Origin of the sequence: Dactylosporangium sp. NPDC050588, from assembly GCF_040654975.1 — a bacterium.
In the GTDB taxonomy this organism is placed as follows: Bacteria; Actinomycetota; Actinomycetes; order Mycobacteriales; family Micromonosporaceae; genus Dactylosporangium; species Dactylosporangium maewongense.
The window spans coordinates 126,217-151,065 of the sequence record NZ_JBFAJA010000006.1 but is presented as its reverse complement, the minus strand read 5'-3'; the positions used below and the strand labels follow the sequence as shown (position 1 = coordinate 151,065).

24 protein-coding genes are annotated in these 24,849 nt (G+C 72.1%); 9 read left to right on the top strand and 15 right to left on the bottom strand.

Annotated elements, in window-relative coordinates; translation table 11 throughout:
• Positions 1 to 4: 4 nt before the first annotated feature.
• Complete coding sequence (locus AB0I21_RS05755; protein WP_360559255.1) at positions 5 to 1,030, bottom strand: hypothetical protein; 1,026 nt, start codon at positions 1,028 to 1,030, stop codon at positions 5 to 7.
• Positions 1,031 to 1,033: 3 nt separating this feature from the next.
• Here AB0I21_RS05755 and AB0I21_RS05750 point away from each other — a divergent pair, with 3 nt between their 5' ends.
• Complete coding sequence (locus AB0I21_RS05750; protein ID WP_360559254.1) at positions 1,034 to 1,345, top strand: hypothetical protein; 312 nt, start codon at positions 1,034 to 1,036, stop codon at positions 1,343 to 1,345.
• Positions 1,346 to 1,363: 18 nt separating this feature from the next.
• On the opposite strand, the gene AB0I21_RS05745 is transcribed toward AB0I21_RS05750, so the two are convergent.
• From AB0I21_RS05745 to AB0I21_RS05725, 5 genes are all read right to left on the bottom strand, one after another.
• Entirely contained in the window at positions 1,364 to 1,507 is a 144-nt protein-coding gene (locus tag AB0I21_RS05745) for a hypothetical protein (RefSeq protein ID WP_360559253.1), read from the bottom strand.
• 43 nt (positions 1,508 to 1,550) lie between these two features.
• On the bottom strand, positions 1,551 to 1,835 hold the full coding sequence (locus tag AB0I21_RS05740) for a hypothetical protein (RefSeq protein ID WP_354890025.1): 285 nt from the start codon (positions 1,833 to 1,835) through the stop codon (positions 1,551 to 1,553).
• Between the two features lie 12 nt (positions 1,836 to 1,847).
• Positions 1,848 to 3,482 carry a sodium:solute symporter family protein gene (locus AB0I21_RS05735; RefSeq protein ID WP_360559252.1) on the bottom strand — a complete coding sequence of 545 codons (1,635 nt, stop codon included), beginning with the start codon at positions 3,480 to 3,482 and terminating at the stop codon, positions 1,848 to 1,850.
• A 106-nt stretch (positions 3,483 to 3,588) separates the two neighbouring features.
• A complete protein-coding gene (locus AB0I21_RS05730) occupies positions 3,589 to 3,963 on the bottom strand; it encodes a response regulator (RefSeq protein ID WP_360559251.1) in 375 nt (124 codons plus the stop codon).
• A 33-nt stretch (positions 3,964 to 3,996) separates the two neighbouring features.
• Positions 3,997 to 6,642: a response regulator gene (locus tag AB0I21_RS05725; protein WP_360559250.1), complete on the bottom strand. Its 2,646-nt coding sequence runs from the start codon at positions 6,640 to 6,642 to the stop codon at positions 3,997 to 3,999.
• Between the two features lie 94 nt (positions 6,643 to 6,736).
• Here AB0I21_RS05725 and AB0I21_RS05720 point away from each other — a divergent pair, with 94 nt between their 5' ends.
• A complete protein-coding gene (locus AB0I21_RS05720) occupies positions 6,737 to 6,967 on the top strand; it encodes a hypothetical protein (protein WP_344501026.1) in 231 nt (76 codons plus the stop codon).
• A 61-nt stretch (positions 6,968 to 7,028) separates the two neighbouring features.
• Here the strand turns inward: AB0I21_RS05720 and AB0I21_RS05715 are convergent, their stop codons facing one another.
• The gene (locus AB0I21_RS05715; protein WP_360559249.1) at positions 7,029 to 7,391 is read right to left on the bottom strand and encodes a TraR/DksA family transcriptional regulator; all 363 of its coding nucleotides are present in this window, start codon (positions 7,389 to 7,391) and stop codon (positions 7,029 to 7,031) included.
• A 147-nt stretch (positions 7,392 to 7,538) separates the two neighbouring features.
• Between AB0I21_RS05715 and AB0I21_RS05710 the strand changes: the two genes are divergently transcribed.
• On the top strand, positions 7,539 to 7,940 hold the full coding sequence (locus tag AB0I21_RS05710; protein ID WP_360559248.1) for an ATP-binding protein: 402 nt from the start codon (positions 7,539 to 7,541) through the stop codon (positions 7,938 to 7,940).
• Between the two features lie 162 nt (positions 7,941 to 8,102).
• Here the strand turns inward: AB0I21_RS05710 and AB0I21_RS05705 are convergent, their stop codons facing one another.
• Positions 8,103 to 8,444, bottom strand: a complete 342-nt coding sequence (locus tag AB0I21_RS05705) for an STAS domain-containing protein (protein WP_360559247.1) — start codon at positions 8,442 to 8,444, stop codon at positions 8,103 to 8,105.
• A gap of 137 nt (positions 8,445 to 8,581) precedes the next feature.
• Between AB0I21_RS05705 and AB0I21_RS05700 the strand changes: the two genes are divergently transcribed.
• Both AB0I21_RS05700 and AB0I21_RS05695 read left to right on the top strand, forming a co-directional pair.
• Entirely contained in the window at positions 8,582 to 9,907 is a 1,326-nt protein-coding gene (locus AB0I21_RS05700; protein ID WP_360559246.1) for a GAF domain-containing SpoIIE family protein phosphatase, read from the top strand.
• The gene (locus AB0I21_RS05695; protein WP_360559245.1) at positions 9,904 to 10,926 is read left to right on the top strand and encodes a cobalamin-dependent protein; all 1,023 of its coding nucleotides are present in this window, start codon (positions 9,904 to 9,906) and stop codon (positions 10,924 to 10,926) included. The genes AB0I21_RS05700 and AB0I21_RS05695 overlap by 4 nt, the downstream gene beginning before the upstream one ends.
• A gap of 548 nt (positions 10,927 to 11,474) precedes the next feature.
• Here the strand turns inward: AB0I21_RS05695 and AB0I21_RS05690 are convergent.
• Both AB0I21_RS05690 and valS read right to left on the bottom strand, forming a co-directional pair.
• Positions 11,475 to 12,281, bottom strand: a complete 807-nt coding sequence (locus AB0I21_RS05690; protein WP_360559287.1) for a TrmH family RNA methyltransferase — start codon at positions 12,279 to 12,281, stop codon at positions 11,475 to 11,477.
• Entirely contained in the window at positions 12,281 to 14,908 is a 2,628-nt protein-coding gene (gene valS, locus AB0I21_RS05685; protein ID WP_360559286.1) for a valine--tRNA ligase, read from the bottom strand. Before valS ends, AB0I21_RS05690 begins: the two co-directional genes overlap by 1 nt.
• A 9-nt stretch (positions 14,909 to 14,917) precedes the next feature.
• Here valS and AB0I21_RS05680 point away from each other — a divergent pair, with 9 nt between their 5' ends.
• On the top strand, positions 14,918 to 16,378 hold the full coding sequence (locus tag AB0I21_RS05680) for a fused MFS/spermidine synthase (protein WP_360559285.1): 1,461 nt from the start codon (positions 14,918 to 14,920) through the stop codon (positions 16,376 to 16,378).
• Here AB0I21_RS05680 and AB0I21_RS05675 read toward each other — a convergent pair.
• The 5 genes from AB0I21_RS05675 to AB0I21_RS05655 all read right to left on the bottom strand — a co-directional run bounded on the left by AB0I21_RS05675 (position 16,365) and on the right by AB0I21_RS05655 (position 21,551).
• Positions 16,365 to 17,111 (bottom strand): NAD(P)H-binding protein, encoded by a 747-nt coding sequence (locus AB0I21_RS05675; RefSeq protein ID WP_360559244.1) that lies wholly within the window; start codon positions 17,109 to 17,111, stop codon positions 16,365 to 16,367. The genes AB0I21_RS05680 and AB0I21_RS05675 overlap by 14 nt on opposite strands.
• A gap of 83 nt (positions 17,112 to 17,194) precedes the next feature.
• Entirely contained in the window at positions 17,195 to 18,886 is a 1,692-nt protein-coding gene (locus AB0I21_RS05670; protein ID WP_360559243.1) for a substrate-binding domain-containing protein, read from the bottom strand.
• Positions 18,887 to 19,125: 239 nt separating this feature from the next.
• Positions 19,126 to 19,923, bottom strand: coding sequence for an endonuclease/exonuclease/phosphatase family protein (locus AB0I21_RS05665; RefSeq protein WP_360559242.1), 798 nt, complete (start codon positions 19,921 to 19,923; stop codon positions 19,126 to 19,128).
• 3 nt (positions 19,924 to 19,926) lie between these two features.
• The gene (locus AB0I21_RS05660; protein ID WP_360559241.1) at positions 19,927 to 20,547 is read right to left on the bottom strand and encodes a hypothetical protein; all 621 of its coding nucleotides are present in this window, start codon (positions 20,545 to 20,547) and stop codon (positions 19,927 to 19,929) included.
• On the bottom strand, positions 20,547 to 21,551 hold the full coding sequence (locus AB0I21_RS05655; protein WP_360559240.1) for a hypothetical protein: 1,005 nt from the start codon (positions 21,549 to 21,551) through the stop codon (positions 20,547 to 20,549). The genes AB0I21_RS05660 and AB0I21_RS05655 overlap by 1 nt, the downstream gene beginning before the upstream one ends.
• Before the next feature lie 191 nt (positions 21,552 to 21,742).
• Between AB0I21_RS05655 and fabG the strand changes: the two genes are divergently transcribed.
• The 3 genes from fabG to AB0I21_RS05640 all read left to right on the top strand — a co-directional run bounded on the left by fabG (position 21,743) and on the right by AB0I21_RS05640 (position 24,832).
• Complete coding sequence (gene fabG / locus AB0I21_RS05650) at positions 21,743 to 22,504, top strand: 3-oxoacyl-ACP reductase FabG (RefSeq protein ID WP_344501000.1); 762 nt, start codon at positions 21,743 to 21,745, stop codon at positions 22,502 to 22,504.
• Complete coding sequence (locus AB0I21_RS05645) at positions 22,501 to 23,682, top strand: acyl-CoA dehydrogenase family protein (RefSeq protein ID WP_360559239.1); 1,182 nt, start codon at positions 22,501 to 22,503, stop codon at positions 23,680 to 23,682. The genes fabG and AB0I21_RS05645 overlap by 4 nt, the downstream gene beginning before the upstream one ends.
• Before the next feature lie 82 nt (positions 23,683 to 23,764).
• The gene (locus AB0I21_RS05640) at positions 23,765 to 24,832 is read left to right on the top strand and encodes an acyl-CoA dehydrogenase family protein (protein WP_360559238.1); all 1,068 of its coding nucleotides are present in this window, start codon (positions 23,765 to 23,767) and stop codon (positions 24,830 to 24,832) included.
• The last annotated feature ends 17 nt before the right edge of the window (positions 24,833 to 24,849 follow it).

Sequence of the window (24,849 nt, the reverse complement as noted above, 5' to 3'; positions counted from 1 at the left end):
TGCGTCAGTGTTCCCTTGTCACCGTCGACATTGCCGCCGCTTCCTGGCTGCCGGGTCCGGTTTCCCTGAAAACCAGCTGTGAACGCGCTGCATCGGCACCGAGGAGCAACGCCAGCAACACCGGGAACTCCAGGTAGGCGTGGTAGGAGGCGAATGCCGCGTACATCGCCCGGCCGGAGGCGTAGTCGACGGCGAAGAGCATGGCGAGGACGCCGCCGAGGCCCGCGCCGAGGGCCCAGGCGCGCGGGCCGCGCAGCCACGGCACCCGCCGCTCGAAGGCCCTGGCCGCGTCCGGCGCGTGCCGCGGCAGGAACCAGACCCAGACGAAGTAGTGCATGGTCTGCAGGAACGCGAACACGACGAGGAACCGCGCGCCGATGACCGTGTCGGCGCCGGGTGGGGCGCTGAGCGCGACGATCTTCGCGGGGTCGCCGGCGAACGAGGCCACCGCCGAGGCGGAGACGTCCCGCAGTGCTGCGTCGGCGACGCCGTACAGCAGCAGCGACGGCAGCACGAGCACCCAACCCACCTGGACGCCCCGGAACCAGCGGCGGGTCGCGGGCGGCAGGGTCGCGGCCCACTCCCACAGGAAGAACAGCGGCACGACGTTGTGCAGGTGCGCGAGGACCACGAAGTGGTACGCCGGCCAGGTCAGCGACACCGCGCCGGCGACCGCGAGGACGGCGCCGGACAGGCCGAGCAGCCAGCCGCGCAGCGCGTGCGCGCACCCGGCGGCGAGGACGGCGTAGCCGATGAGGATCTCCGCGGTGCGGGCCGGCTGGCCGACGACGATCGCGGCGAGCCGGCAGAGCACGATCGCGGTGATCAGCCCGAGCAGCACGGCCAGGAACCGGCCGTTGAGCACCGGCGCGAACCGCCCGGTGACGTAGCGCAGCTCCAGGACGTTGTGCAGCACGCCGAACGCGATGAGGCCGAGCACGGTCGTGGCGAGCGGCGCGCCGAGGGCGACGGTGAGGGCGGCACCGGCGGCGACCAGGAACTGCAGCGTTACCTTCAGCGTTACCTTCATTGGGTGATCCCGGCGCTGCTGCTGACCCTCGCCGTGGAGGTTCCGCTGTACGTGCTGACGCTGACGGCGCTCCGCCTGGCGGCCTGGCGGAAGGCGGCGCTGCTCGGGGTCGCGGTGAACCTGCTGACGCACCCGGTGCTGTGGTGGTCGCTGGCGCCGCGCCCGTCCGCGGGTGCGCTGTGGGGCGCGGAGGCGGCGGTCGTGGTGGTCGAGGCGGCGGCGCTGTGGCTGGCGTGCCGCCGCGACCCGGCGCTGCTGCTGGTGACGAGTCTCGGGGCGAACGCCGCGTCGGTGCTCATCGGGCTGGTGTTCTGAGGCTGCTCTGAGGCCGCGCTAGGACCGGGACCGGCGTAGGAGCCACACGACGAGCACGATGACGGCGGTCACCACCACGATCCCGCCGATCACGACCACGACCGCCACTCCGGCCGCGGACGGCTCCGGGTCCGGCGCGATGTCAGCGAGCACGATGTCCATGCCGCGCAGTGTCCCCTGTCGCGCCGGAGCCCGGAACTGGCTGTTACTCCCGAATCTGGTCCGCCGGTGGGATGTCGCTCGCCGGCGGCGGCTCGGCGGGCCGCCACCACTGCCACAGCAGGAACAGCAGGCCGAGGGCGAGCATGCCGAGCCCGATCCACAGGTTGATCCGCACGCCGGCGGCCTTGTCGATCTCGGCCTGCGAGTCGAACAGGCCGACGATGGTGACGATCACGCCGTACACGGTGAACAGGCCGCCGATGACGCGGCGGACGTCGAACAACCGGGCCGCCCTGGCGGTCTCCGCTTTCGTCGGCTGGTCGGACATGTGCAGCACCCCCTACAGGAACGGCAGGTAGAACGCGAAGGCCAGGATCAGCGCGCCGGCGCCGAGCAGGACCGGGGAGCGGTACCAGGCCCGGTCACCGGCGAGCTCGCCGGCGGTCAGGTCGTGGTCGCCGACGCCGTACACGAGGCCGCTGAGCTCCTCGTCGGTCTTGCGGGTGGTGAAGAGGGTGACGACGACGGAGACGATCGCGACGGTCACGAACGCGATGCCGGCGCCCCAGAACGACTCGTCGAGGTCGGAGCCGAACGTGAACCAGCCCCACCACTTGTAGCCGGCGTAGACGATGAACGCCGCGACCGTGCCGGTGAGCAGCCCCCAGAAGCCCGCCCACGCGGTCATCCGCTTCCAGAACATGCCGATGATGAACGCACCGAACAGCGGGGCGTTGAACAGCGAGAACAGGGCCTGGATGTAGTCCATGATGTTGCTGTAGCCGGAGGCGATGAACGCGGTGCCGATGCCGATGATGACGCCGACGACCGTGATCCAGCGGCCGATGCGCAGGTAGTAGCCGTCGGGCTTGTCCCGTTTCACGTACTCCTGCCAGATGTCGTACGTGAAGACGGTGTTGAACCCGGAGACGTTGGCCGCCATGCCCGCCATGAACGACGCGAGCAGACCGGTGACCGCGATGCCGAGCACACCGTTCGGGAGGAACTCGCGCATCAGCAGGGGGATGGCGTTGTTGTACTGCAGGTCGCCCGTGTCGGCGCCGAGCCCCTTGACCGTGACGAGCGCGACCAGGCCCGGGATGACGGTGACGAACGGGATGAGGACCTTCGGGTAGGCCGCGATGATCGGCGTCCGGCGGGCGGCGCTCATGTTCCGCGCCGACAGGCCACGCTGGACCTCGGCGAAGTTCGTCGTCCAGTAGCCGAACGACAGCACGAACCCGAGCCCGAAGACGATGCCCCACCAGGGCGCGCCGAGCGGGTTGTCGCTGCCGCCGGTGCCGGCCCAGGTGTGCAGGCCGGCCTCGCCGAGCTTCGTGTCGCGGACCGCGTCGAACAGCCCGTTGATCCCGCCGACCTTCACCAGGCCGATGATCGCGATCGGCAACAGCCCGGCGATGATCACGAAGAACTGCAGGACCTCGTTGTAGATCGCGCTGGAGAGACCGCCGAGGGTGATGTAGGCCAGGACGATCGCGGCCCCGACGACGATCGCGGTCCACAGCGGCCAGCCGAGCAGCGCCTGCATGATCAGCGCGAGCGCGTACAGGTTGACGCCGGCGATGAGGACCTGGGCGAGCGCGAACGACAGCGCGTTGAGCAGGTGGGCGGGGCGGTTGAAGCGGCGCCGCATGTACTCGGGGACGCTGCGCACCTTGGAGCCGTAGTAGAAGGGCATCATGACGATGCCGAGGAACACCATCGCCGGAACGGCGCCGACCCAGTAGTAGTGGACGGTCATCATGCCGTACTTGGCGCCGTTGGCGGCCATGCCCAGGATCTCCAGGGCACCCAGGTTGGCGGAGACGAACGCGAGGCCGGTCACCCAGGCGGGCAGCGAACGCCCTGACAGGAAGAAGTCGGCGCTGTTCTTGATGGAGCGGCGGGCGGCGAGGCCCACGCCCAGGACGGTGATGAAGTAGAGCGACAGCAGGACGTAGTCCAGAGCGTCCATCTGTAGGCGGAGACCATCGGCGAGTGTTCGCACCCGTTCCTCCCCGGCGACGATGAGTGAGCGTCAATTCACCTACCCACGGGTAGGTGACGCTCAAACCCGGTCATCAGGGGAGATGCTCACCGATGATTTTCAATAGGTCCTGCGCGCCGTAGGGCTTGTCGAGGAACGCGTCGCAGCCGGCGCTCATCGCGGCGGCCCGCTCGTGCGGCAGCACGCTCGCGGTCAGGGCGATCACCTGCGGGCGGTCCGGCTGGGCGCTGAGGTCGGCGGCGAGGCTGAGCCCGTTGCCGTCGGGCAGGTTGACGTCCAGGAGGATCAGGTCGACGGCGTGCTCCGCGAGCGCGTCGCGGGCCACCTGCAGGCTGCCCGCCTCCACCAGCTCGACCCGGCGGATCGTGTCGTCGGTGGCACGGGCGAGGATCGCCCTGACCAGGACCCGGTTCAGCTCCTCGTCCTCGACCAGCAGGACCTTGCTCATGCCGTCACCTCCGCTGCGCTCGGCCTGCTCATGTCAGATCGCTCCGTTTCCGCGTGCGTCGGACAGTGTGCTGGCCACGGCGGCCAGGTCGACCCACTCGCGGACGCCGTCGGAGGCGGCGGCGCTGCGGGGCATGGTGCCGATGACCTTGCCGGTCAGGCGGACCCGGTCGGCGTCGGACAGATCCGGCTCGGTCAGCGCCAGGACCGGGATCCCCCTGGTCGCCGGGTCGCCCTCGAGCCCGGCGAGGAGCGCGAAGCCGTCGACGTCGGCCATCTGCAGGTCGCAGATGATCAGATCGAAGCGCCGGTCCCGGGACAGGCGCAGCCCTTCCGGGCCGTCGTCGCAGGTGACGACGTCGATGCCGCCGTCACGGAGGTGCTGCTCGACGACGTGCCGGGTCTGGTCGTCGCGGTCGACCACCAGCACCGAGGCGCCCTCGGCGCCGGCCCCCTTCGCCGGCACGACGTGCCGGGCGAGCTGGGCGAGCAGCAGGTCGTGATCGACGGGCTTGACGAAGAAGTCGGTGGCGCCGAGCGACAGCCCGGCCCTGCGGTCGTCGACGATCGTGGCGAAGAAGACGGGGATGTCGCGCAGCGTGTCCTCCTGCTTGAGCTCCCGGATGACGTCCCAGCCGTCGATGTCCGGCATGATCACGTCGAGCAGGATCGCGTCGGGCGTCCAGCTCCGCGCCGCGGCCAGGCCCTCGCTGCCGCCGGGCGCGACCCGCACCCGGTATCCGGCGGCGCCGAGGTAGGTGCGCAGCAGCTCGGCCGCACGGGCGTCGTCGTCGATGATCAGCACCCGGCCGCGCGCGCTGCTCGCGCTGACGCTCCGGTCCGCGAGCGGCTCGGCGGTCGCGGCGTCGGGGATCTCGGCGGTGGCGTCCGGGAGCCGTACGGTGAAGCGGCTGCCCTCGCCGAGCGCGGACTGCAGCGCGATCGAGCCGCCGTGCGCCTCGACCAGCCGCCGGGTCAGCGCGAGGCCGAGCCCGGTGCCGGCCTTCCGCTGGGCGGCGTCGCCGACCTGCTGGAACTCCTCGAAGACGCGGCCGTGGTCCGCCGCGGCGATGCCGACCCCGCTGTCGGCGACGGTCAGCGCGACCTCGCCGGCGCCCTGCGCGGCGGTCAGCGAGATCCGGCCGCCCTCGGGCGTGAACTTGATCGCGTTGGACAGCAGGTTGTCCAGGATCTGCCGGAACCGGAGCGGGTCGGCGAGGACCCCGACCCGCGGCACGTCGATCGTCACCTCGAGGCGCTTGCGGTCGGTGAGCGGCCGCAGGCCGGTGATCACGTCGTTGACCGCGGCGTCGAGGGCGAGCGGCTCCGGGTGCAGCTCCATCCGCCCGGCCTCGACCTTCGCCAGGTCGAGGATGTCGTTGATGAGGCAGAGCAGGTGCCGGCCGCTGTTGTGGATGTGGTCGACCCACTCGGCGGGCACGGCACGCCGGTCGCCGTCGGGGTGCTCGGCGCGCATCAGGTCGCTGAAGCCGATGATCGCGTTCAGCGGGGTGCGCAGCTCGTGGCTCATGCCGGCGAGGAAGTCGCTCTTGGCCTGGCTGGCGTACGTGAGCGCGTCCACGGACTCGGCCAGCTGCTCGGCGAGGCGGCGCTGCTCGGCGACGATGGTGCTGCGCTCCGCCAGGACCTGGGCCTGACCGCCGAGCACCGCCGCGAGGCGCAGGTCGTCGCCGGTGAACAGGGCGCGGTAGTGGTCGAGCAGCAGCACGGCGCCGCACTCGCCCTGCGCCAGCGGCAGCTCGAGCGCGGTGACGTACTGGGCGCCGGTGGTCTGCGCGTACCAGGCGGCCAGCTCGCTCTTGTCTCCCCTGGCCGGCTGCCTGGCGGTCAGGAGCGCCTGCAGGTCGGCGGCGGTCAGCTCGGGCATCGGCTCGTGCGGCAGGCTGGCGCCGGAGCGGCAGACGGCGGCGACCTGCTCCAGGCGGTCGTCGGGGGCGGTGCGGACCAGCACGACGGCGTCGGCGCCGGTCGTCTCGTGCACCACCTGGACGTAGCGGCGCCACACCTGGCCGGTGCTGACCGCGGCCGGCAGCCGCTGGAGGTCCTCGGTCGCCTCGTACCAGACGGTGGCCGACATCATCCGGCGCAGCCACGCGGGCGGCATGAACGCGACCAGGTAGCCGACCGCGGACACCAGCGCCACGACCCGGCCGGCGGGCGCCAGCCAGCTGGTCGTGCCCGGGTACAGCACGGCGCCGGTGAACAGCATCAGCATCATCAGCACGAACAGATAGGTGGCGGCCCCGGCGAGCCGCAGCCTGGCCCGGGCCGCGCCGCAGCGCCGCTGGGCGCCGAGCAGCAGGTACGTGCCCGCGATCACCTCGGTGACGGTGAACGCGCCGGAGGCCAGCAGCAGGTAGCCGAGGTTGAGCGGCCGGGGCGCGACCGCGACGGCGGCGATGCTGGCGAGCAGCGCGACCAGCAGGGCGCGGCTGAGCCAGGCCGGCACGTGCCGCAGCTTTGCGGTGAGCCGCAGCGTCAGGTACGGCTGCAGCATCAGCAGCGCTGTCGAGGCGGCGCTCGCCGCGAGCGGCAGCGGGCTCACCAGGACCTGGCGGGCCACCGCGGTGGCGCACACCACCACCGGGGGCAGGAAGATCAGCGTGATGTCCCGCTGGATCGGATCCCGGGTGGCGGCGTACCCCACAAGTGCACGCAAGAACACCGCTACTACCAGCAGTGCTGTGACTAGAGTTACCATTCGACTACGCCCCGTAACAGTAGAACGGGACTCACTCTAGTCAGGGGGACGGATGGGCGCGACGGAACCGGCCGACGAGCTCGCCCTGTTGCGGGCCGAGATCGCCGACGGGGCCCACGACCTTTCCAACGCGCTGGGCGCCATCCTCAACTATGTGGCGTTTCTGTCCGAGGACCTCGCCGCCGACTCCGCCGCCGCGGACTACCTGCCGCACCTGCAGAGCGCGGCGCACCGGGCCCTCGGGGTCGTCGAGCGGCTGAGCGCCAGCGGCGCCCGCCACTAGCGCCGCCTTGTCGATCTTTTCTTGTCGCGTCGCCCTTGCGTTGGGCTCGGTGTCTTCCGCGTTACCGGCGCTCGGTCAGGCTCTTGCAGTGGACGCAGAGGGTCACCGACGGGAAGGCCGTCAGGCGGGCGACCGGGATGTCCTCGGCGCAGCGCTCGCACCGGCCGTACGTGCCCTCCGCGAGCCGCTCCAGCGCCCGCTCCACCTGGTCCATCCGGCCGCGGATCGACAGCGCGAGGGCGAGCTCCTGGTCCCGGCTGAACGCCTTGGTGCCCAGGTCGGCGACGTCGTCACCGGCGTCGACCACACCCGCGAGGGTCATCTCGGCGACCGCCTCGGCATACTCGTCGGCTAGCTCCTGATGACGCGCCGACAGCGCGGCACGCAGGTCCGAAGAGCGCTGCGCGCCACCGGCGACCGTCATTTCTGGCTGGACGAGCATTACGGGCCCCCCTGGAGTTCGATTGGGTTTCGGTTTGCCCATCGCAGACCTGCCGCAAACCTGTCACGTGCCCGACTCGCGGCGCCGTGTCACTGTTCAACGGGGGCGTGAGCGGGCACCATGAGGAACGTGTTCACGGTCGACCCCGACGACCTCGTCGCGCCCGGCGCGGACGCGGTCAGCGTCGAGGTGCCCGCCGGCGGGGCGCGTCAGGCCCGCCGGGTGATCACGCGCGCGCTGCACATGTGGGACCTGCCCCACCTCACCCGGGCCGCGGTGATGGTCGGGCACGAGCTGGTCGCCAACGCGCTGCGGCACGGCGTCCCGCCGGCCGCGCTGCGCCTGCTGCGCCGCGACGGCGCGGTGCTCATCGAGGTGGGCGACGCGAGCCCCGCCCTGCCGCGGATCTCCGAGATCGACAACGAGACCAGCACCTCGGGGCGGGGCATGTTCATCGTGTCGCGGCTGGCCCACTCGTGGGGCGTCCGCCCGCAACCGATCGGCAAGATCGTCTGGGCCGAGCTGATCTAGGCCGGCGCCCTTCCCGTTCATCAGCGCCGGCGCTCGTCGTTCTCGTTTGTCAGCGCCAATGCCCGTCGTTCAGGCGGCCCGCTTCTCGCCCGCCCGTTGTTCAGGCGGCCCGCTTCTCGCCCGTTCGTCGTTCAGGCGGCCTGCTTCTCGTCCGCTCGTTGTTCAGGCGGCCTGCTTCTCGTCCCTGATCGGCAGGATCTGGTCCAGACCGGTGATCTCCAGGGTCATGGACACGTCGTCGTTGGGGTTGGCGACGATGAAGGTCGCGCCCGCCTGCTGTGCCCGCCGCCAGCAGCCGACCAGCGTCCCCAGCCCGCTCGAGTCGATGAAGGCGAGCTCGGTCAGGTCGATGACCAGCTCCGTCACGCCTGCGTCCAGCTGCTTGACCACCTCTGTGAGCAACTTCGGTGCGGTGTCCAGATCCAGGTCACCCACCGCGTCGAGTCGTGCCCGCTGTCCCTCGCGGCGCACCGACAGCTCCCAGACTGTCTCGTCGTTGACCACGTTGCGCTGTGTCCTTTCGCGAACCGAGCTACGGATCGGCTACTGATCGCTGGTCAACAGTGTGTGGTACCCATCGGGCGGACTTCAAACGCTCACACCGTTTGACCCGGTCCGGGGTACGACGCAGACTCGAACCCATGACCAGTGACCTGGGCTTCGTGGGGCGTGCCCCGGACTCGCTGGACGACGCTGCCATGCTGGCCGTCGCCCAGCGGCGGGCCCAGTTCCTCGCCGACGCCAGCCGCACCGTCTCCGGGTCGCTCAACCTGCCGCACACCGTCCGGCGCTCGCTGACCGCGTGCGTGCCGCACCTCGCCGACTGGGCGCAGATCATGCTCATCGGTCGGGACGGGGCGTCGTACACCAGCCTCGTCGTCAACAAGACGGGCACCTCCTCCGCGGCCCGGCGCCATCCCGACGCCGACGGGGTCGACGGGCAGTCGAGGCTACTGGTCACTGGGCGGCCGGAGCTGCTGCACGTCTCGCTGGAGCAGGACCCGCTGGAGCCCGACGGCCTGCTCGCCCTCGTGCCCGACGAGCGGATGCGCGAGCAGGTCGCGGCGCTGCGCCCGGCCGACGTGCTGGGCCTGCCGCTGACCGCCCGCGGCACGACGTTCGGCACGCTGACGCTCGCCCGCCGCACCGGCTTCGGGTTCGTCGCCGAGGACATCTCCATCGCCGAGGAGCTGGCGGTCCGCATCGCGCTCGCGCTGGACGCCGCCCGCCGGTATGCCGAGCGCGCCGGCGTGGCCACCGTCCTGCAGGCCAGCCTCCGGCCACCGGAGCTGCCGAAGCTGGAGGGCAGCGCGCTCGCCGCCCGCTACCGTGCCGCCTCCGCCGACGCCGAGATCGGCGGCGACTTCTACGACGCGTGGGGCAGCCCCGACGACTGGTCGTTCGTCCTCGGCGACGTCTCCGGCAAGGGCGTCGAGGCGGCCGTGGTCACCGGCCAGGCCCGGCACACCGTCCGCGGCGCCTCCGCCGTCGACCGCGACCCCGCCGCGGTGCTCCGCGCCCTCAACACGATGCTCGACGGCACCGCCTCCGGCCGGTACGTGACCGCCGTCTACGGCCGGGTCCGCCGCCAGCCCTGCGGCGCCCTGCACGTGAAGGTCGCCTCCGCCGGGCACCCGCCGCCGCTGGCTGTGCGCGCCTCCGGCTCGGTGGAGCCCGTCGCGGTGCGCGGCCTCGCGGCCGGCCTGGTCCCCGAGGTCGAGTACACGCCGGCGGAGGTCACCCTGTCACCCGGCGACACCCTCGTCCTCTACACCGACGGCGTCACCGAGGCCCGCCACCACAGCGTCCGCGACGGCACGCGGCGCCTCACCGAGCTGCTGTCGCAGTACGCGCAGGTGGGCGTCGACGCGCTGGTGGAGGCGATCGAGATCGCCGTCCTCGAAGGCTCCGACGGCACGCAACGCGACGACCTGGCGGTCCTGGCCCTGCGGGCGGCCGCCTCGTGACCGCGCTGTCCTTCGGGCCGTACTTCTCGTTCCTGGAGCGCCGGGACGCGGCGGGCGCCGTGGCACACGCGCTCGCGCTGGTCGACGGCGGCGCCGACCCGGTCGACGTCCTGCTCGACGTCGTGGGCCGCGCGCAGGAGCAGGTCGGCCTGCGCTGGGCGGCCGGCTCATGGACCGTCGCCCACGAGCACGCCGCGACCGCGATCAGCGAGTCCGTCGCCCTCGCCGTCGGCGCCCGCATCGCCGCCCCCACCGACCCGCTCGGCCACGTGATCCTCACCTGCGCGGAGCGCGAGTGGCACGGCCTGCCGGCCCGCCTGGTCGGGTACTGCCTGCAGGCGGCCGGCTGGCGCACCACCTTCCTCGGCGCGTCGATGCCGGCCCGCCAGTTCGCCCGATTCCTCGACGACGTGGACGCCGACGCGGTCGCGATCAGCTGCTCCGTCGCCGCCTCCCTGCCCGCCGCCCGCCGCCTCATCGACGCCGCCCGCGAGGCCGGCCTGCCGGTCCTCGTCGGCGGCGGCGCCTTCGGACCGGACGACACGCGGGCCCGGGCGCTGGGCGCCTCCGGCTGGGCGAAGGACGCCCGCGCCGCCGCGTCGGTGCTCGACGGCCTCGTCGCCCGCGGGGACCTGCACAGCGCCGCCACGGACCGCGCCCGCCACGCCGGCGCCGACGAGCACGCCGAGATGGTCGTCCGCTTCGCCGAGTTCCGCGCCACGGCCCGCCGGAGCTGGCTCGAGTCCCCCCACTCCGGACCTCAGGACCCGGCCTCGCAGGGCCCGGCCTCGCATGACGGCGGCCTGTTCGACGACGCGATCGACCACGCCCTGCACGCCCTGTCGGCGGCGCTGCTCACCGACGACCCGCGGCTGCTCCGCGAGGCGAGCGACTGGCTGACGGCGCTCTTCGCCGCCCGGGGCGAACCCGCCGGCGCGATCCCGGGCTTATGGCTCGCCCTGCACCGCACCGTCGGCGAACCCCTCCCCGAAGCCGCCCGCCACCTCAAGTCCCTGTAACCCTGAACAGCCTGAACTACCGTACGTACTGTCCTGGATACGGGTTTGAAGGTCAATTTGCAGGCGTGGTGTAGGTTGCCAAGTAGGCGGTGCGGCACCAGCCCGAAGCGTTCCGGACCCGCGAACGTTCAGCGCAGGCTGCCCACCGACACGGTGCTGCCAGCCATCGACCAGCGGACCCACCGACCCGTCCAACTCGCAGGCGCGCGTTACCGGCACCCGTCCGCGGACGCGCATGACCGGCAGTCGCTCGTAGCGCGTGTTCTCGGCGGACGTACGTAGCGCGTGTTACCGACGGGCGTTGGTAGCGCGTGTTCTCGGCGGACGTACGTAGCGCGTGTAACCGACGGGCGTTCGTCGCGCGTGTTACCGACGGGCGTTGGTAGCGCGTGTTCTCGGCGGACGTTGGTAGCGCGTGTAACTGGCGGACGTTCGTCGCGCACGATCATCGCGTCTTCGTCGCCGGTGCTGGTGCTGGTGCTGGCGGGGTTACCGGCGGGTGCTCGAAGCCAGGGGCGCGTGCGTCACGCAGCGGTCCGCGGCGTGGGTTACCAGGACGACTTGCGGGCGCGTGCCTCGTAGAGGAGGACTGAGGCGGAGACGGAGACGTTGAGGGAGTCGCCCGAGCCGAGCATGGGGACCGCGACGCGCTGGTAGCCGTGGCCGTACCACTCTTTGCCGATGCCGTAGCGTTCGCTGCCGACGACGAGGGCGGTGCGGCCCGAGTAGTTTGCCTGGCGGTAGTTGACCGCCTCGTCGGTGTCGGCGAGGAGGACCGTGAACCGGTGGCGCTGGAGCCAGGCGACGGCGTCGGCGGTCTGCTCGAACTCGATCGTCGGCACGGTGAGGATCGCGCCCTGGCTGGCGCGGATGACCTTCGGGTGGGTCAGGCGGGTCTTGCGGTTGGTGAGCACCAGGCAGTCGGCCCCGCAGGCGTCCAGGGACCGGATCAGGGTGCCGAGGTTGCCGGGGATCTCGAGGCCGTCGGCGACCAGTACCAGCGACGTCTTGCCGAACCGGAGATCGTCGGCGTCCCAGCGGGGCAGGGCGGCCAGGGACAGCAGGCCGTCGGGCTTGTCGCGCTCGGAGATCTTCTCCAGGGTCCGGAGCGAGATCCGGAACGACCGGTCCGCCCGTGCGGCGATCTCCTCGGCGCGGCGGTGAGCCTCGTCGGCGTAGATCGCCTCGGGGCACCAGAAGAACGTGTCGATCGGCGCGCCGGCCTCCAGGAGCATGTTGTGCGCCCAGAGGCCCTCGGCGACGAAGAGCTTGTAGCGGTTTGGTGCGGTGTTGTTCTGGATGTGCTGCACCTGCCGCACGGCGGGGTGCTGGACCCCGATGGCCTGGAGTTCCATCACAACGTGACGGTAACGGACAGTTCCTCAGCGTCGGTGATGGCCCACGACCGGATGTTGCCGGCCGCGGTCAGGTCGGCCTTGACCTGCTCCAGGACGGCCGCGGGGCCGGCCACCGCCAGCAGCGCCACCTCGGCCCGCATGGACTGCTGGGCCGCTGACTTCGCCTTCCGCACCGCCGCCAGCACCGCCGTCGCGACCGACAAAGGGGAAATGTCGGAAATGTCGGCGGATGAGGGATTTTGACGAGAAGAGGAGGGGCCGCCACCAGCGACAGAGGAAGGTCCGCCGTCAGCGACGGAGGAGGCGCCACCATCAGCAGCGGAGGACGGTCCGCCGTCAGCGACAGAGGAAGGCCCGCCGTCAGCGGCGGAGGACGGTCCGCCGTCAGTGGCGGAAATGCCGGTCGGCCAAGCGGCGCGGTGGATGGAGCCGGGCTGCCACCAGGACCAGATCTCCTCCGTCACGAAGGGCAGGAACGGGGCGAACAGCCGCAGCAGGGTCGACAGCGCCGTGGTCAGAGCGGTCCGGGCGGAGTCGGCGGCGGGAAGCTCGCCGTAGGCGCGGGACTTGACCAGCTCCAGGTAGTCGTCGCAGAAGGACCAGAAGAACTGTTCGGTGCGTTCGAGGGCGCGCGCATAGTCGTACACCTCGAAGGCCGCCGTCGCCTCGGTCACCACGGTGGACAGGGCGGCCAGCAGGGCCTGGTCCACGGGCTCGGTGACGGCTCCGCTGGTGGGCACGGGGAAGCCGAGCACGAAGCGGCTCGCGTTGAGGAGCTTCGTGGCCAGGCGACGGCCGATCTTCATCTGGTTCACGTCGAGGGCTGTGTCGACGCCCGGGCGGGCGCTGGTCGCCCAGTAGCGCAGGGCGTCGGCGCCGTGCCGTTCGAGCATGGCTTCCGGGGAGTCGCCGGCGTTGTCCTTGGACTTGCCGATCTTCTTGCGGTCGGGGTCGACGATCCAGCCGGCGATCGACGCCCGCTTCCACGGCAGCACGTCGTGCTCCACGTGGGCGCGCAGCACGGTCGAGAAGAGCCAGGTCCGGATGATCTCGTGGGCCTGGGGGCGCAGGTCCATGGGGAAGACCCGGGTGAAGAGGTCGGGGTCGTCGAGCCAGCCGCCGATGATCTGCGGGGTCAGCGAGGACGTCGCCCAGGTGTCCATGACGTCGGGGTCGCCGATGAACCCGCCGGGCCGACCGCGCTGCGACTCGTCGTAGCCGGGTGGCGTGTCGCTGCTCGGGTCCATCGGCAGCGCCGAAGGCACGATGGGGTCGTCGTGGACGGGGTGAGCGTCGTCGTCGAGGCGGTACCAGAGCGGGATCGGCACGCCGAAGAAGCGTTGCCGGCTGATCACCCAGTCGCCGGTGAGGCCTTCGACCCAGTGTTCGTAGCGGGAGCGCATGTGGGCCGGGGTCCACTGCAGCTCGCGGCCCCGGGCGAGCAGCGCGGCGCGGAGTTCTGGCGAGCGGCCGCCGTTGCGGATGTACCACTGGCGGGTGCCGACGATCTCGAGGGGTTTCTCGCCCTTCTCGTAGAACTTCACCGCGTGGGTGATCGGCCGTGGCTCGCCTTCGAGCATGCCGTCGGCGCGCAGTGCCGCGACGATCTTCTCCCGGGCCTGGTTGACGGTGAGGCCGGCGACGAGTGCGTACTGGTCCTCGTCGACGCCGGGCGGGGGTTGCAGGCCGAGCCGGCCGTTGCGCTGGATGACGGTGCGGGTCGGCAGGTCGAGCTCGCGCCACCAGGTCACGTCGGTGAGGTCGCCGAAGGTGCACACCATCACGAGGCCGGTGCCCTTCGCGGGGTCGGCCAGGGGGTGGGCGAGCAGCGGCACGTCGACGTGGAACAGGGGGGTGCGCACGGTCGTGCCGAAGTGCGGCTGGAACCGCTCGTCGGAGGGGTGCGCGACCAGGGCCACGCAGGCGGGCAGCAGCTCGGGCCGGGTCGTGTCGACGGTGAAGTCGCCGAAGCGGATCCGGTGGTAGGCGCCGGGGCGTTCGCGGTCTTCGAGCTCGGCCTGCGCGACCGCCGTGCCGAACGTGACGTCCCAGAGGGTCGGGCCGTCGACGGCGTACGCGTCGCCGCGGGCGAGGCTGTTGAGGAATCCCTGCTGGGCGGCGGTCCGGGCCCGGTCGCCGATCGTCGTGTAGAGCAGGGTCCAGTCGACGGACAGGCCGAGGTTGCGCCACAGCTGTTCGTAGGCCTGCTCGTCGACCTCGGTCTGGCGTTTGCAGAGGTCGATGAAGTTCCGCCGGCTGATCTTCTGGGGCGGGCCGCCGGGGGTCTTCGTGATGACGAGGTGTTCGTCGTACGGCAGGGCGGGGTCGCACTGCACCCCGTACGTGAGCTGCACCCGCCGCTCGGTGGGCAGGCCGTTGTCGTCCCACCCCATCGGGTAGAACACGTCCCGGCCGCGCATGCGCTGGTAGCGGGCGATCGCGTCGGTCTGTGTGTAGGAGAAGACGTGGCCGATGTGCAGTGCCCCGCTCACCGTCGGCGGTGGCGTGTCGATCGAGAACACGCTGTCGCGGGTGGCGGTCCGGTCGAATCGGTAGGTTCCTTCGGCGTCCCATACCTTTACCCAGCGCGCCTCGAGGCCATCGAGGGTCGGCTTGGCGGGTATGCGCGTCGAATCGGACATGTGCCCCATGCTAGAGCGGTGGATGCCGCGACACCCCTCAATAACCGCATCGCCGCCGGTCTGGTGTTCCTGACCAGCGGTGCCGTGCTCGTCCTGGAGATCGTCGGGCTGCGGCTCGTCGGGCCGTACGTCGGTGTGACGCTGTCGAGCAGCACCGCGATCATCGGTGTGGCCCTGGCCGCGATCGCGTATGGCGCGTGGACCGGTGGCTGGCTCGCGGACCGGCGGGGCGACCCGCGCCGGCTGTTGTCGCCGTTGTTGCTGCTGGGCGCCGCCGCGACGGCCGCGACGCTGCCGATCGTCCGGGTGGCCGGTGCGTGGCTGCGCGACGCCGGGCCGTCGAGTGTGCTGCTGCTCGCGGCGATGGCCTTGTTCGTGCCGGCGGCGCTGCTGTCGGCGGTGACCCCGCTGGTGGTGAAGCTGCAGCTGGCCGATCTCGCGCACACGGGCAGGGTGGTGGGCCGGCTGTCCAGCGTCGGCACGCTCGGCGCGATCACGGCGACGTTCGCGACGGGGTTCGTGTTGGTGGCCACTGTGCCGACGAGCGTGATCCTGCTGGTCCTGGCGGGTGTGCTGGCGCTTGCGGGCTTCGGCTTCGGCGGGTACTGGCGGCGCACCGGCAACCTGTCGGCGGCCGCGGCGTTCGTCGTGATCGGCGTGCCGCTCGGCATCGTCACCCCTTCCCCGTGCGATGTGGAGACCGCCTACACGTGTGCCTCGGTCGGCGAGGAGGGGGGTGAGGGCCGCGTTCTGTTCCTCAACGGTGCCCAGCACTCCTATGTGGATCTCGGCGACCCGGAGCATCTGGAGTACGCGTACACCCGGTGGATCGGGTCCTATGTGGACGGTCTGCCGGCGGGTCCGCTGGATGTGCTGCATGTGGGTGGTGGTGGGTTCACGCTGCCGCGGTACGTGGCCGCGACCCGTCCGGGCAGCGACAATCTCGTCCTGGAGCTGGATCCGGCGCTCGTCGAGCTCGACCGGCGGCGGCTCGGTCTGCGGACGGGTCCGCTGCTGCGGGTCGAGACCGGTGACGCCCGCGCGGGTCTGCGCCGCCAGCCGTCCGCGTCGCGTGACCTGGTCATCGGTGACGCGTTCGGCCATCTCGCGGTCCCGTGGCATCTCACGACCCGTGAGCTGGTCACCGACGTCCGGCGGGTGCTGCGTCCGGGTGGTGTCTACGCGCTCAACGTCATCGACGGTCCGGCCCGCCGCTTCGTCCGTGCCGAGGTCGCGACCATCGCCGCCGTGTTCCCGTTCGTGACCCTGGTGGCGCCGCAGCCCGCGTTGCGGGGCGAGACCGGCAGCAACTTCGTCGTGTTCGCTTCCACGTCGCCGGTACGGGCGATGCCGGACTCCCTGACCGGCGAGGAGCTTCGCGCGTTCGTCGGCGGAGCGCGGGTCCTGACCGACGACTACGCGCCGGTCGACCAGCTGCTCACCTGGGACTGAGCGGTTTCGGGTCCCGTCCGGTCAGGTGCCGCACGTCGTCGCTGACGGTCGCGAGCTCGCCGGCGGCGATCGCCTCGTAGGAGCTGACCCATCCGGCGACCTCGAACGCCGGCGCCCCGTAGTGCGCCCGTGACGCGTAGGCCTCTTCGACGGTCTCGGGGACGTAGGTGAGGCCGAGCCGGGCCGCGACCTCGTGCATGGTCAGCGCCTCGGGCCCGGTGAGCTCGTAGGTCCGTCCGTCGTGCCCGTCCTGGGTGAGTGCCGCGACGGCGCTCGCGGCGATGTCGTCGTAGGCGACGGCGGCGAGCCGGCCGTCGGCCGCGGGGCCGCGGATGACGTCGTCGGGGCCGGCGAGCATCGGCAGCATCTCCTGGTAGAGGTTGTCGCGCAGGAAGGTCCAGCGCAGGCCGGTCTGCCGGATGTGCTGCTCGGTGTGCCAGTGGTCCCGGCCGAACGTGAAGGTGCAGTCGGGTGCGGCGCCGGCGAACGACAGGTACACGATCCGCTGGACGCCGGCGGCGACGGCCGCGTCGACGGCGCTGCGGTGCTCGGCGACCCGGTCGTCCGACTCGCGCGCCGAGACCAGCAACAGCGTCTCGACCCCGTCGAGCGCCTGCCGCATCCGGTCGGTGTCGCCGTATTCGGCGTCCTTGCGGGTCAGTCGCCGCGCCTCGGGGATCCCCGCCGCGACTCGCCTGCCGACCTGCCCGGACGCCCCGGTCACCGCGATCACACACCCAGTATGCGCCGCCGCCCCGCCGTGATCCCGTGCGGTGCAGGATCGTGGCGGGGCGGTGAGCTGGACGCGGGTGACGGCTACTTGGGTTGGGCGGCCTGGCCGCGCAGCGAGATGGCCTGCAGGAAGATGTCGCCGATCTTGGCCGGGTCGGGGGCGACGAAGGTGCCGCCGCCGACGGCGTCGGTGATCTGGCGCATGGCGCCCTCGCCGACCTTGTCGCCGATGCCGATGAGGATGACCTGGATGGGCTTGGCCGGGTCGGCGGTCGCCTTGAGCTCGGCGATCAGCTGCTCGAGGGAGAGGCCGCCGGCGGGGTCGTCGTTCTCGCCGTCGGTCATGACGATGAGGGAGTTGATCCGGCCCTGGTCCCAGCCGCTCTGCACGGCCTTGTAGCCGGCGAGGATGGTGTCGTAGAGGGCGGTGTCGCCGTTCTGCTTGGGGCGGATGCCCTGCAGCGCCTGGAGGCACTGGTTGCGCTGGCTGACCAGCGGGCCGATGGGGACGAGCTGCTTGTAGTCCTTGGCGCCGTCGAGCTGGGTGGAGAAGGTCCACACGCCGAGGGCCCAGGAGTCGTCGAAGAGCTGCATGCCGCGGCGGGCCGCCTCGAGGGTCACCGTCATGCGGTCGGCGCCGCCGGCGGTGGGGACCTTCGTGAGCATGGAGCCGGACACGTCGATGACGGCGAGCATGCGGGCCGGGAGGGTGATCGCCTGCCACTTGGTGAGCAGGCCTTCGATGGCGGCGGCGTCGGGGACCTGGCCGGCGGTCAGGGAGGTGGGTGCGCCGGTCGGGGTCTGGAAGCCCTTGCCGGCGACGCCGTCGGAGCCGCGGAGGCCGATCGCGCCGAGCCGGTCCCGGAACTGGTCGCCGCCGAGCACCTTGAGCAGCTGTTCGGCGGCGGCGGTGCGTTCCTTGCTGAGGATGACGAACGGGTAGTCGAGTGCGAGCGGCGCGGGCTCGGCGTAGATGGCGGCGAGGCGGACCGGCGGCTGCTGGGCGTTGTACTGGATGACGGCCTGCTCCGACAGCGGCGCGACGGTCAGGCCGGCGCTGAGTGCCTGCGGGTCGGAGCCGCGCGGGAACTTCTGCATGAGGTCGTCGCGCAGTGAGGACCGGCCGGCGGCGAGCGCGCGGAGGGCGGCGGTCGCGGTCTGCGTGGCCTGGGTCTGGTTGCCGCCGGCGGAGGCGGTCGCGGCGGCGGCGAGGGTCATCAGGCCGGCGAGGCCGGTCGAGTCGCGGCTGGGCTCGACGATGCCGAGCTTGACCTTCTGGTCGCCGGCGACCTTTCCGATCAGGTCGGTGTACTTGATTTTCGTCTGGGGCCAGCCGAAGGAGGTGGTCGCGATCGGCTCGGGGACGGCGACGACGATGGGGCTGCGGGCGATCGACTTGGCGTCGGCGGGGAGGCCGGCGGGGTTGACGGCGCGGAGGCGCTGCAGCCACAGGGACGAGTCGGGCACCCACACGTCGGGGATGCGGGTCTTGCCGTTGGCCTGGCCGACGCCGGTCAGGGACTTCTTCGAGGTCGCGGCGATCGCGGCGGCCACGTCGGCGGACGCGGCCTCGATGACCTCGACGTCGACGCAGCCGTCGTCGGTCTTGGCCTGCGCGGACCAGTCGGCGACCTGCTGCTTCAGCGCGGGTGCGATGTCAGAGGGTGCGCTGACCGTGAGCTTGGTGGACGCACCGCACGACGGCTGGGAGTACTTCCGGAACGCATACCAGCTGCCGGCGAGGACTACGAGCACGGCGACGGCGGCGGCGCCCATCTTGAGCGCTGCGCCTGACGACCCCGCTGAGCGGTGGCGACCTTTCACGGCTCTTATCCTCCGGACCGGCGGCCTCTGCGGCCTTGTACCTTCGGTTGGAAATCACTGACGGTACGCATCCCAACAAACGAACGCCCAATCTACAAGGCACCGAAGAATCGTAGTTATCCGAACACGGTTCGCAATCATGCCGGGACAAACCGCCGCAAGCAGGCATTCCGCTCGCACTTAAATCTGCCCTAATCGATCTTCAGCGTGCCCGGCCGGTCACGGAGTGTCACAACCAGCGGCCGGTGGTCGGAGAACGGCACCGGCGGGGCCGCCACCCGAAGGACCCGCGGGAGGCGCTCGATGCCGCGCCCGTCGGCCAGCACGTGGTCGAACTGCACGCGTGGCGCCGGCGCCGGGAAGGTCGGCAGGCGCGCGAGCCGGTGCCAGCCGGAGAAGAGCCGGGGCAGCCCGCCGGGGAGGTTGAGGTCGCCGAGGAGCACGCGCGGTGCCGGCAGCGGCCGCAGCGCCCGGCGGACCAGCTGGAGCTGCCGGACGTTCCAGCCGGGGACGAAGGACAGGTGGGTGGTGGCGACCGTCACACGCCCCGCGGGGGTTTCGAGCACCGCGGCGATCAGGACCCGCGGCTCGTCGTCGAGGAACAGCAGCTGGGGCCCGGCCAGCAGCGGTGAGCGCAGCGGGGCGGCCGGCAGGCGGGTCACCCGCCACTCGACCACCGGATACCGGCTCACCAGCGCGACGCCGTAGTGCGGGTCGGTCCCGTCCTGGTCGCCGTCGGTCGCCGTCCGGAAGCCCTCGCCGGGGGTGCCGACCACCGCCGGCACGAACATGACGTGCCCCGCACCCAGCGCGTCGGCCGCGATCGCGGCGAGGTCGGCGTGGCCGCTGCGGTGCTGGCCCCGGTCGACCTCCTGCAGCCCGAGGACGTCGGTGTCCAGCGCGGCGATCGTCGCGTGGACGCGGCCGGCGTCGACCTGCCCGTCGGCGAGTGACCGCCCGTGCATGAGGTTGAACGTGCCCAGCCGCATGCCTCATTGTGGCCGCCGCAGCTTCCGCACCGCCGCCTTGGCGATCGTCTCGGTCTCGGCCCGGTCCACCTCCGGCTGGCCGAAGTGCACGAGGGTGCAGGTCGCGCCGCCGACGCGGACGACGAGCAGGTAGCCCCCGAGGGTGTAGGCGTCGTCGCCGGCGCCGCCGGACGCCGCCATCCGGACCGCCGCGGACTCGTCGCCGAGGCTCGGCAGACCGGCGTCGGTCACCGTGACGCTGGTCGTCCCGCCGCCGGGATCGGTGTCCGTGAAGGCCGCGCACCGGGTGCCGAGCTCCCGCAGTACATCCACCGCATCCGGATCCGCGGAGACCTCCTCGGCGAGGAACGGTCCGGCGGAGCCGCCCTCGAACCGGACACCGGTGCCGCCCCCGCGGAACCGGTCGATCAGGGCGCCGCAGCCGGCGACGCTGACCGTGCTGTCCCCGCTGACCTCGGGCTCCACCTGCGGCGGGCTGGTCACGTAGCCGTCGGGCAGGTCCTCGACGGCGAGCAGCGCGCCGCCGGTCGCCGAACGCGAAGGCTCCGGCCCGACAGGTGTCGGACCGGAGCCACACGACGCCAGCGTGAGCGCCAGCGCGATGCCGAGCAGGTGTCTGGCCATCAGGCCTGAACGGTCGGCTGCGAGCCCTGGTGCAGCGGGGTCCGCGCGCCGGTGGCCAGGTCGACCGCGGTCACCCAGGAGTGGCCCTGGTGCGACGCGGTGAGCACGCCGGTGCGGGTGCCCGCGTAGACCATCTCGCGGTCGTCGGCGGCGCCGATCTGGTGCCGGTTGCCGCCGTCGGCGTCGGCCTCGGTGACCCGCACCGCGGTGCCGTCCTCGGTGTAGGTGGTCCAGGTGACCTTCCGGCCGTCGGGCGACCAGGCGGGGACGACGCCGAAGCCGCTGGTGCCGCTGCCGCCACCGCCGTAGTAGTCGATGGCGCGCTCGGTGCCGGTCTCGACGGTGCCGACGCTCAGGCAGTTGTCGGCGATCGACTCGCACTCGCCGCCCCGGAACGCGATCTTCGTGCCGTCGGGCGACCAGGCGACCGCGTCGTCGGTGCGCAGCCGGTCCACCAGCTTCACCGGGCCGGCCTGCTCGGTTGCCTGCTCGGTGATGTACGCGACCTCGGGGACGGCCTGGTCGCGGCAGGAGGCGGGGAAGAGCGGCTGCGACCCAGAGCCCTCAGGACCCTCGGGGCCGTCGGCCGCGACGCGGAAGACTCCGGGGCCGCCGGTGCACGACAGCGCGGCGTAGGCGATCCACCTGCCGTCCGGGGACCACGAGGCGCCGCCGGAGACCCGGTCGCTGACCTGGCGCTTGCCGCTGCCGTCGGCGTTCATCACCCAGACCGTGTTGTTGTGCAGGTACGCGAGCTTCGTGCCGTCGGGGTTGAACCGCGGCCGGGCGTTGACCTCGTCCTCGGTGAGGCGGACCTCGCTGTAGCCGTCGCTGCTGTAGATGACGCCGGCCCGCACGTAGGCGACGGCCTTGCCACCGAAGGCCGCAGCGGAGGCGCCGGCGGGAGCGGCGGAAGCGGTGGTCGAACCGATCATCGTCCCGAGACCCGCCAGGGCGGCGAAACCGGCCAGCGTGACTGCCTTCTTGATCGTGTTGCCGTTCATCCGTGCCCCCCGTGGTGCCGTCTCTTCCGTGTGACGCTGAGACCATCGGCGCAACCGTGCCGCACCTGAACGGTTCCCCGCCGGGAACTTGCGGGAAATTCCGCCAATCGGACATATGACGCGGGTGGTGTGAACAATCTGCACTTGCAGTGCCTTTTCAGGACCGTGTCTCACGGGTGAGGATCGGAGGCATGACTGACACACAGGCCCGCGTGGCGATCGTGACCGGCGCGGCCCGCGGCATCGGCGCCGCGACCGCCCTCCGACTGGCCGCCGACGGGCACGCCGTGGCGGTGCTCGACCTGGACGAGGGCGCCTGCAAGGACACTGTCGAACAGATCCAGGCCGCCGGCGGGCGCGCCCTGGCCGTCGGGGCGGACGTCGCCGACGCACAGGCCGTGGCCGCCGCCGTCGACCGGGTCGCCGGCGAGCTCGGGCCGCCGCTGGTCCTGGTCAACAACGCCGGGGTGCTGCGGGACAACCTGCTGTTCAAGATGAGCGACAGCGACTGGGACACGGTGATGGGGGTGCACCTGAAGGGTGCGTTCCTGATGAGCCGGGCCGCGCAGACGCACATGACGGCGGCGAAGTTCGGCCGGATCGTCAACCTGTCGTCGTCGTCCGCGCTCGGCAACCGGGGCCAGGCCAACTACTCCGCCGCGAAGGCCGGGCTGCAGGGCTTCACGAAGACCCTGGCGATCGAGCTGGGCCCGTTCGGCGTCACCGTCAACGCCGTCGCGCCCGGGTTCATCGCGACCGACATGACCGCCGCGACCGCCGCCCGGGTCAAGGTCGACTTCGAGGCGTTCCAGCAGGCGGCGGCCGAGCGGATCCCGGTCCGCCGGGTGGGCGTGCCGGCGGACGTCGCGCACACCATCTCGTTCCTGGCGAGCGAGGGCGCGGGCTTCGTCTCGGGGCAGGTCATCTACGTGGCGGGAGGACCGCTGAATTGAAGCCGGCGGACCTGGCGAGGGAGTTCCTCGCCGCGCACGATCCCAACGCGCTCGACCCGCGGGACTTCCTGCGGGCCCGGTTCGACGCCGGGCTCGCGTGGGTGCAGTTCCCGGAAGGTCTCGGCGGGCTCGGCCTGCCGCGGGAGGAGCAGGCGGCCGTCGAGGACGTGTTCGCCGCGGCGGGCGCCCCCGACAACAACCCGCGGCGCATCGGCATCGGCCTCGGCATGGCGGCCCCGACGATCCTGCGGCACGGCACCGACGAGCAGCGGCGGCGCTGGCTGCGCCCGCTGTGGACGGGCGAGGAGGTGTGGTGCCAGCTGTTCAGTGAGCCCGGCGCCGGATCCGACCTCGCCGGCCTCGGCACCCGCGCGGTCAGGGTGAGCGACGGGGACGGCGACGGGTGGGTCGTCGACGGCCAGAAGGTGTGGACGTCGATGGCGCACGAGGCGCGGTGGGCGATCCTCATCGCCCGCACCGACCCGGCCGTGCCGAAGCACCAGGGCATCACGTACTTCGTGCTCGACATGACCGCGCCCGGGGTGGAGGTGCGGCCGCTGCGCCAGGCCACCGGCGAGGCCGAGTTCAACGAGGTGTTCCTGACCGGCGTCCGGATCCCCGACACCGACCGGCTCGGCGCGGTCGGCGAGGGCTGGGCGGTCGCGCAGACCACGCTGATGAACGAGCGGGTCGCGATCGGCGGCGGCGCGGCGCCCCGCGAGGGCGGCGGCATCGGCATCGTCGCCGACCTGTGGCGGGAGCGGCCCGAGCTGCGGACCCCGGCGCTGCACGACGCGCTGCTGCGGCTGTGGGTCGAGGCGGAGGCGGCCAGGCTCACCGGAATGCGGCTGCGCCAGCAGCTCGCGGCCGGCCAGCCGGGCCCGGAGGGTTCGGCGGCGAAGCTGCTCTTCGCCCGGCTCAACCAGGAGATCTCCGGCCTGGAGCTGGACCTGCTCGGCGAGGAAGGGCTGCGGCACGACGAGTGGACGATGCGGCGGCCGACCATCGTCGACTTCTCCGGCCGGACCGCCGGCTACCGGTACCTCCGCGCGAAAGGCAACTCGATCGAGGGCGGCACGTCGGAGATCCTGCGCAACATCGTCGCGGAGCGGGTCCTGGGACTGCCGCCGGAGCACCGGCTCGACAAGGACGTCGCGTGGAAGGACCTGCCGAAATGAGCGGACAGCGGAGCGGCTGGGGCCGCTCATCATGTGACAGGTTCGGGGCAGGCCGACGCCGGAGCGAAGCGGAGGTGGCGGCATGACCGATCTGCTGTACAGCGAGGTCGAGGAGGAGCTGCGCTCCAGCGTGCGCGCGCTGCTGGGCGACCGGGCCGGGTTCGAGGCGGTGCTGGCGAGGATCGAGTCGGCCGAACCCGTCGACCTGAAGCTGTGGCGGTCCCTGGCCGTCGACCTCGGGGTGGCCGGGCTGCCGGTGCCCGAGGCGGCCGGCGGCGCGGGCGCGTCGTGGCGGGAGACCGCGGTGGTGATGGAGGAGCTCGGTCGCAGCGTCGCGCCGGTGCCGTTCCTCGGCAGCTCCGTCCTGGCGGTGGCCGCACTGACCGGCACCGGCGACCCGCTGCTCGACGCGGTCGCCGCCGGCAGCCGGACGGCGACGCTGGCGGTGCCGCTGTCCTGGCGGACCTCGCAGCCGTGGACCGTCACCGCCGGGGGTGACCGGCTGGACGGCACCGTCACCAGCGTCGTCGACGCCGCGGCGGCCGATGTACTGCTGGTGCCTTCCGCCGCTGGGCTCTACGCGGTGGACGCCGCCGCGGCGCGGCGGGTGCCGGTGGTCAGCTTCGACCTGACCCGTCCGCTCACCGACGTCACGTTCGCGGGCGCGCCGGGGCGGCTGGTCACCGCCGACGCCGCGGCCGCCGTGGACCGGGCGCTGCTGGCCGGGGCGGCGCTGCTCGCCTCCGAGCAGCTCGGCGTCGCGGACTGGTGCTTGACCACGACCGTCGAATACGTGAAGACCCGGCGGCAGTTCGCCCGGCCGGTCGGCTCGTACCAGGCGGTCAAGCACCGGCTCGCGGACCTGTGGGTGAGCGTCACGCAGGCCCGCGCGGTGGCCCGCTACGCGGCGGGCTGCCTCGCGACCGGCGACCCGGACCTGCCGGTCGCGGCGGCCGTCGCCCAGGCGTTCTGCTCCCCGGTGGCGGTCAAGGCCGCCGAGGAGTGCGTGCAGCTGCACGGCGGGATCGGCTTCACCTGGGAGCACCCGGCGCACCTGTACCTGAAGCGGGCCCGCGCCAGTGCGGCGACGTTCGGGTCGGCCTCCGCTCATCGCACGGCGTTGGCCGACCTGGTGTCGCTGCCGGGCTGAGTCCGGGCTGCGTGAGG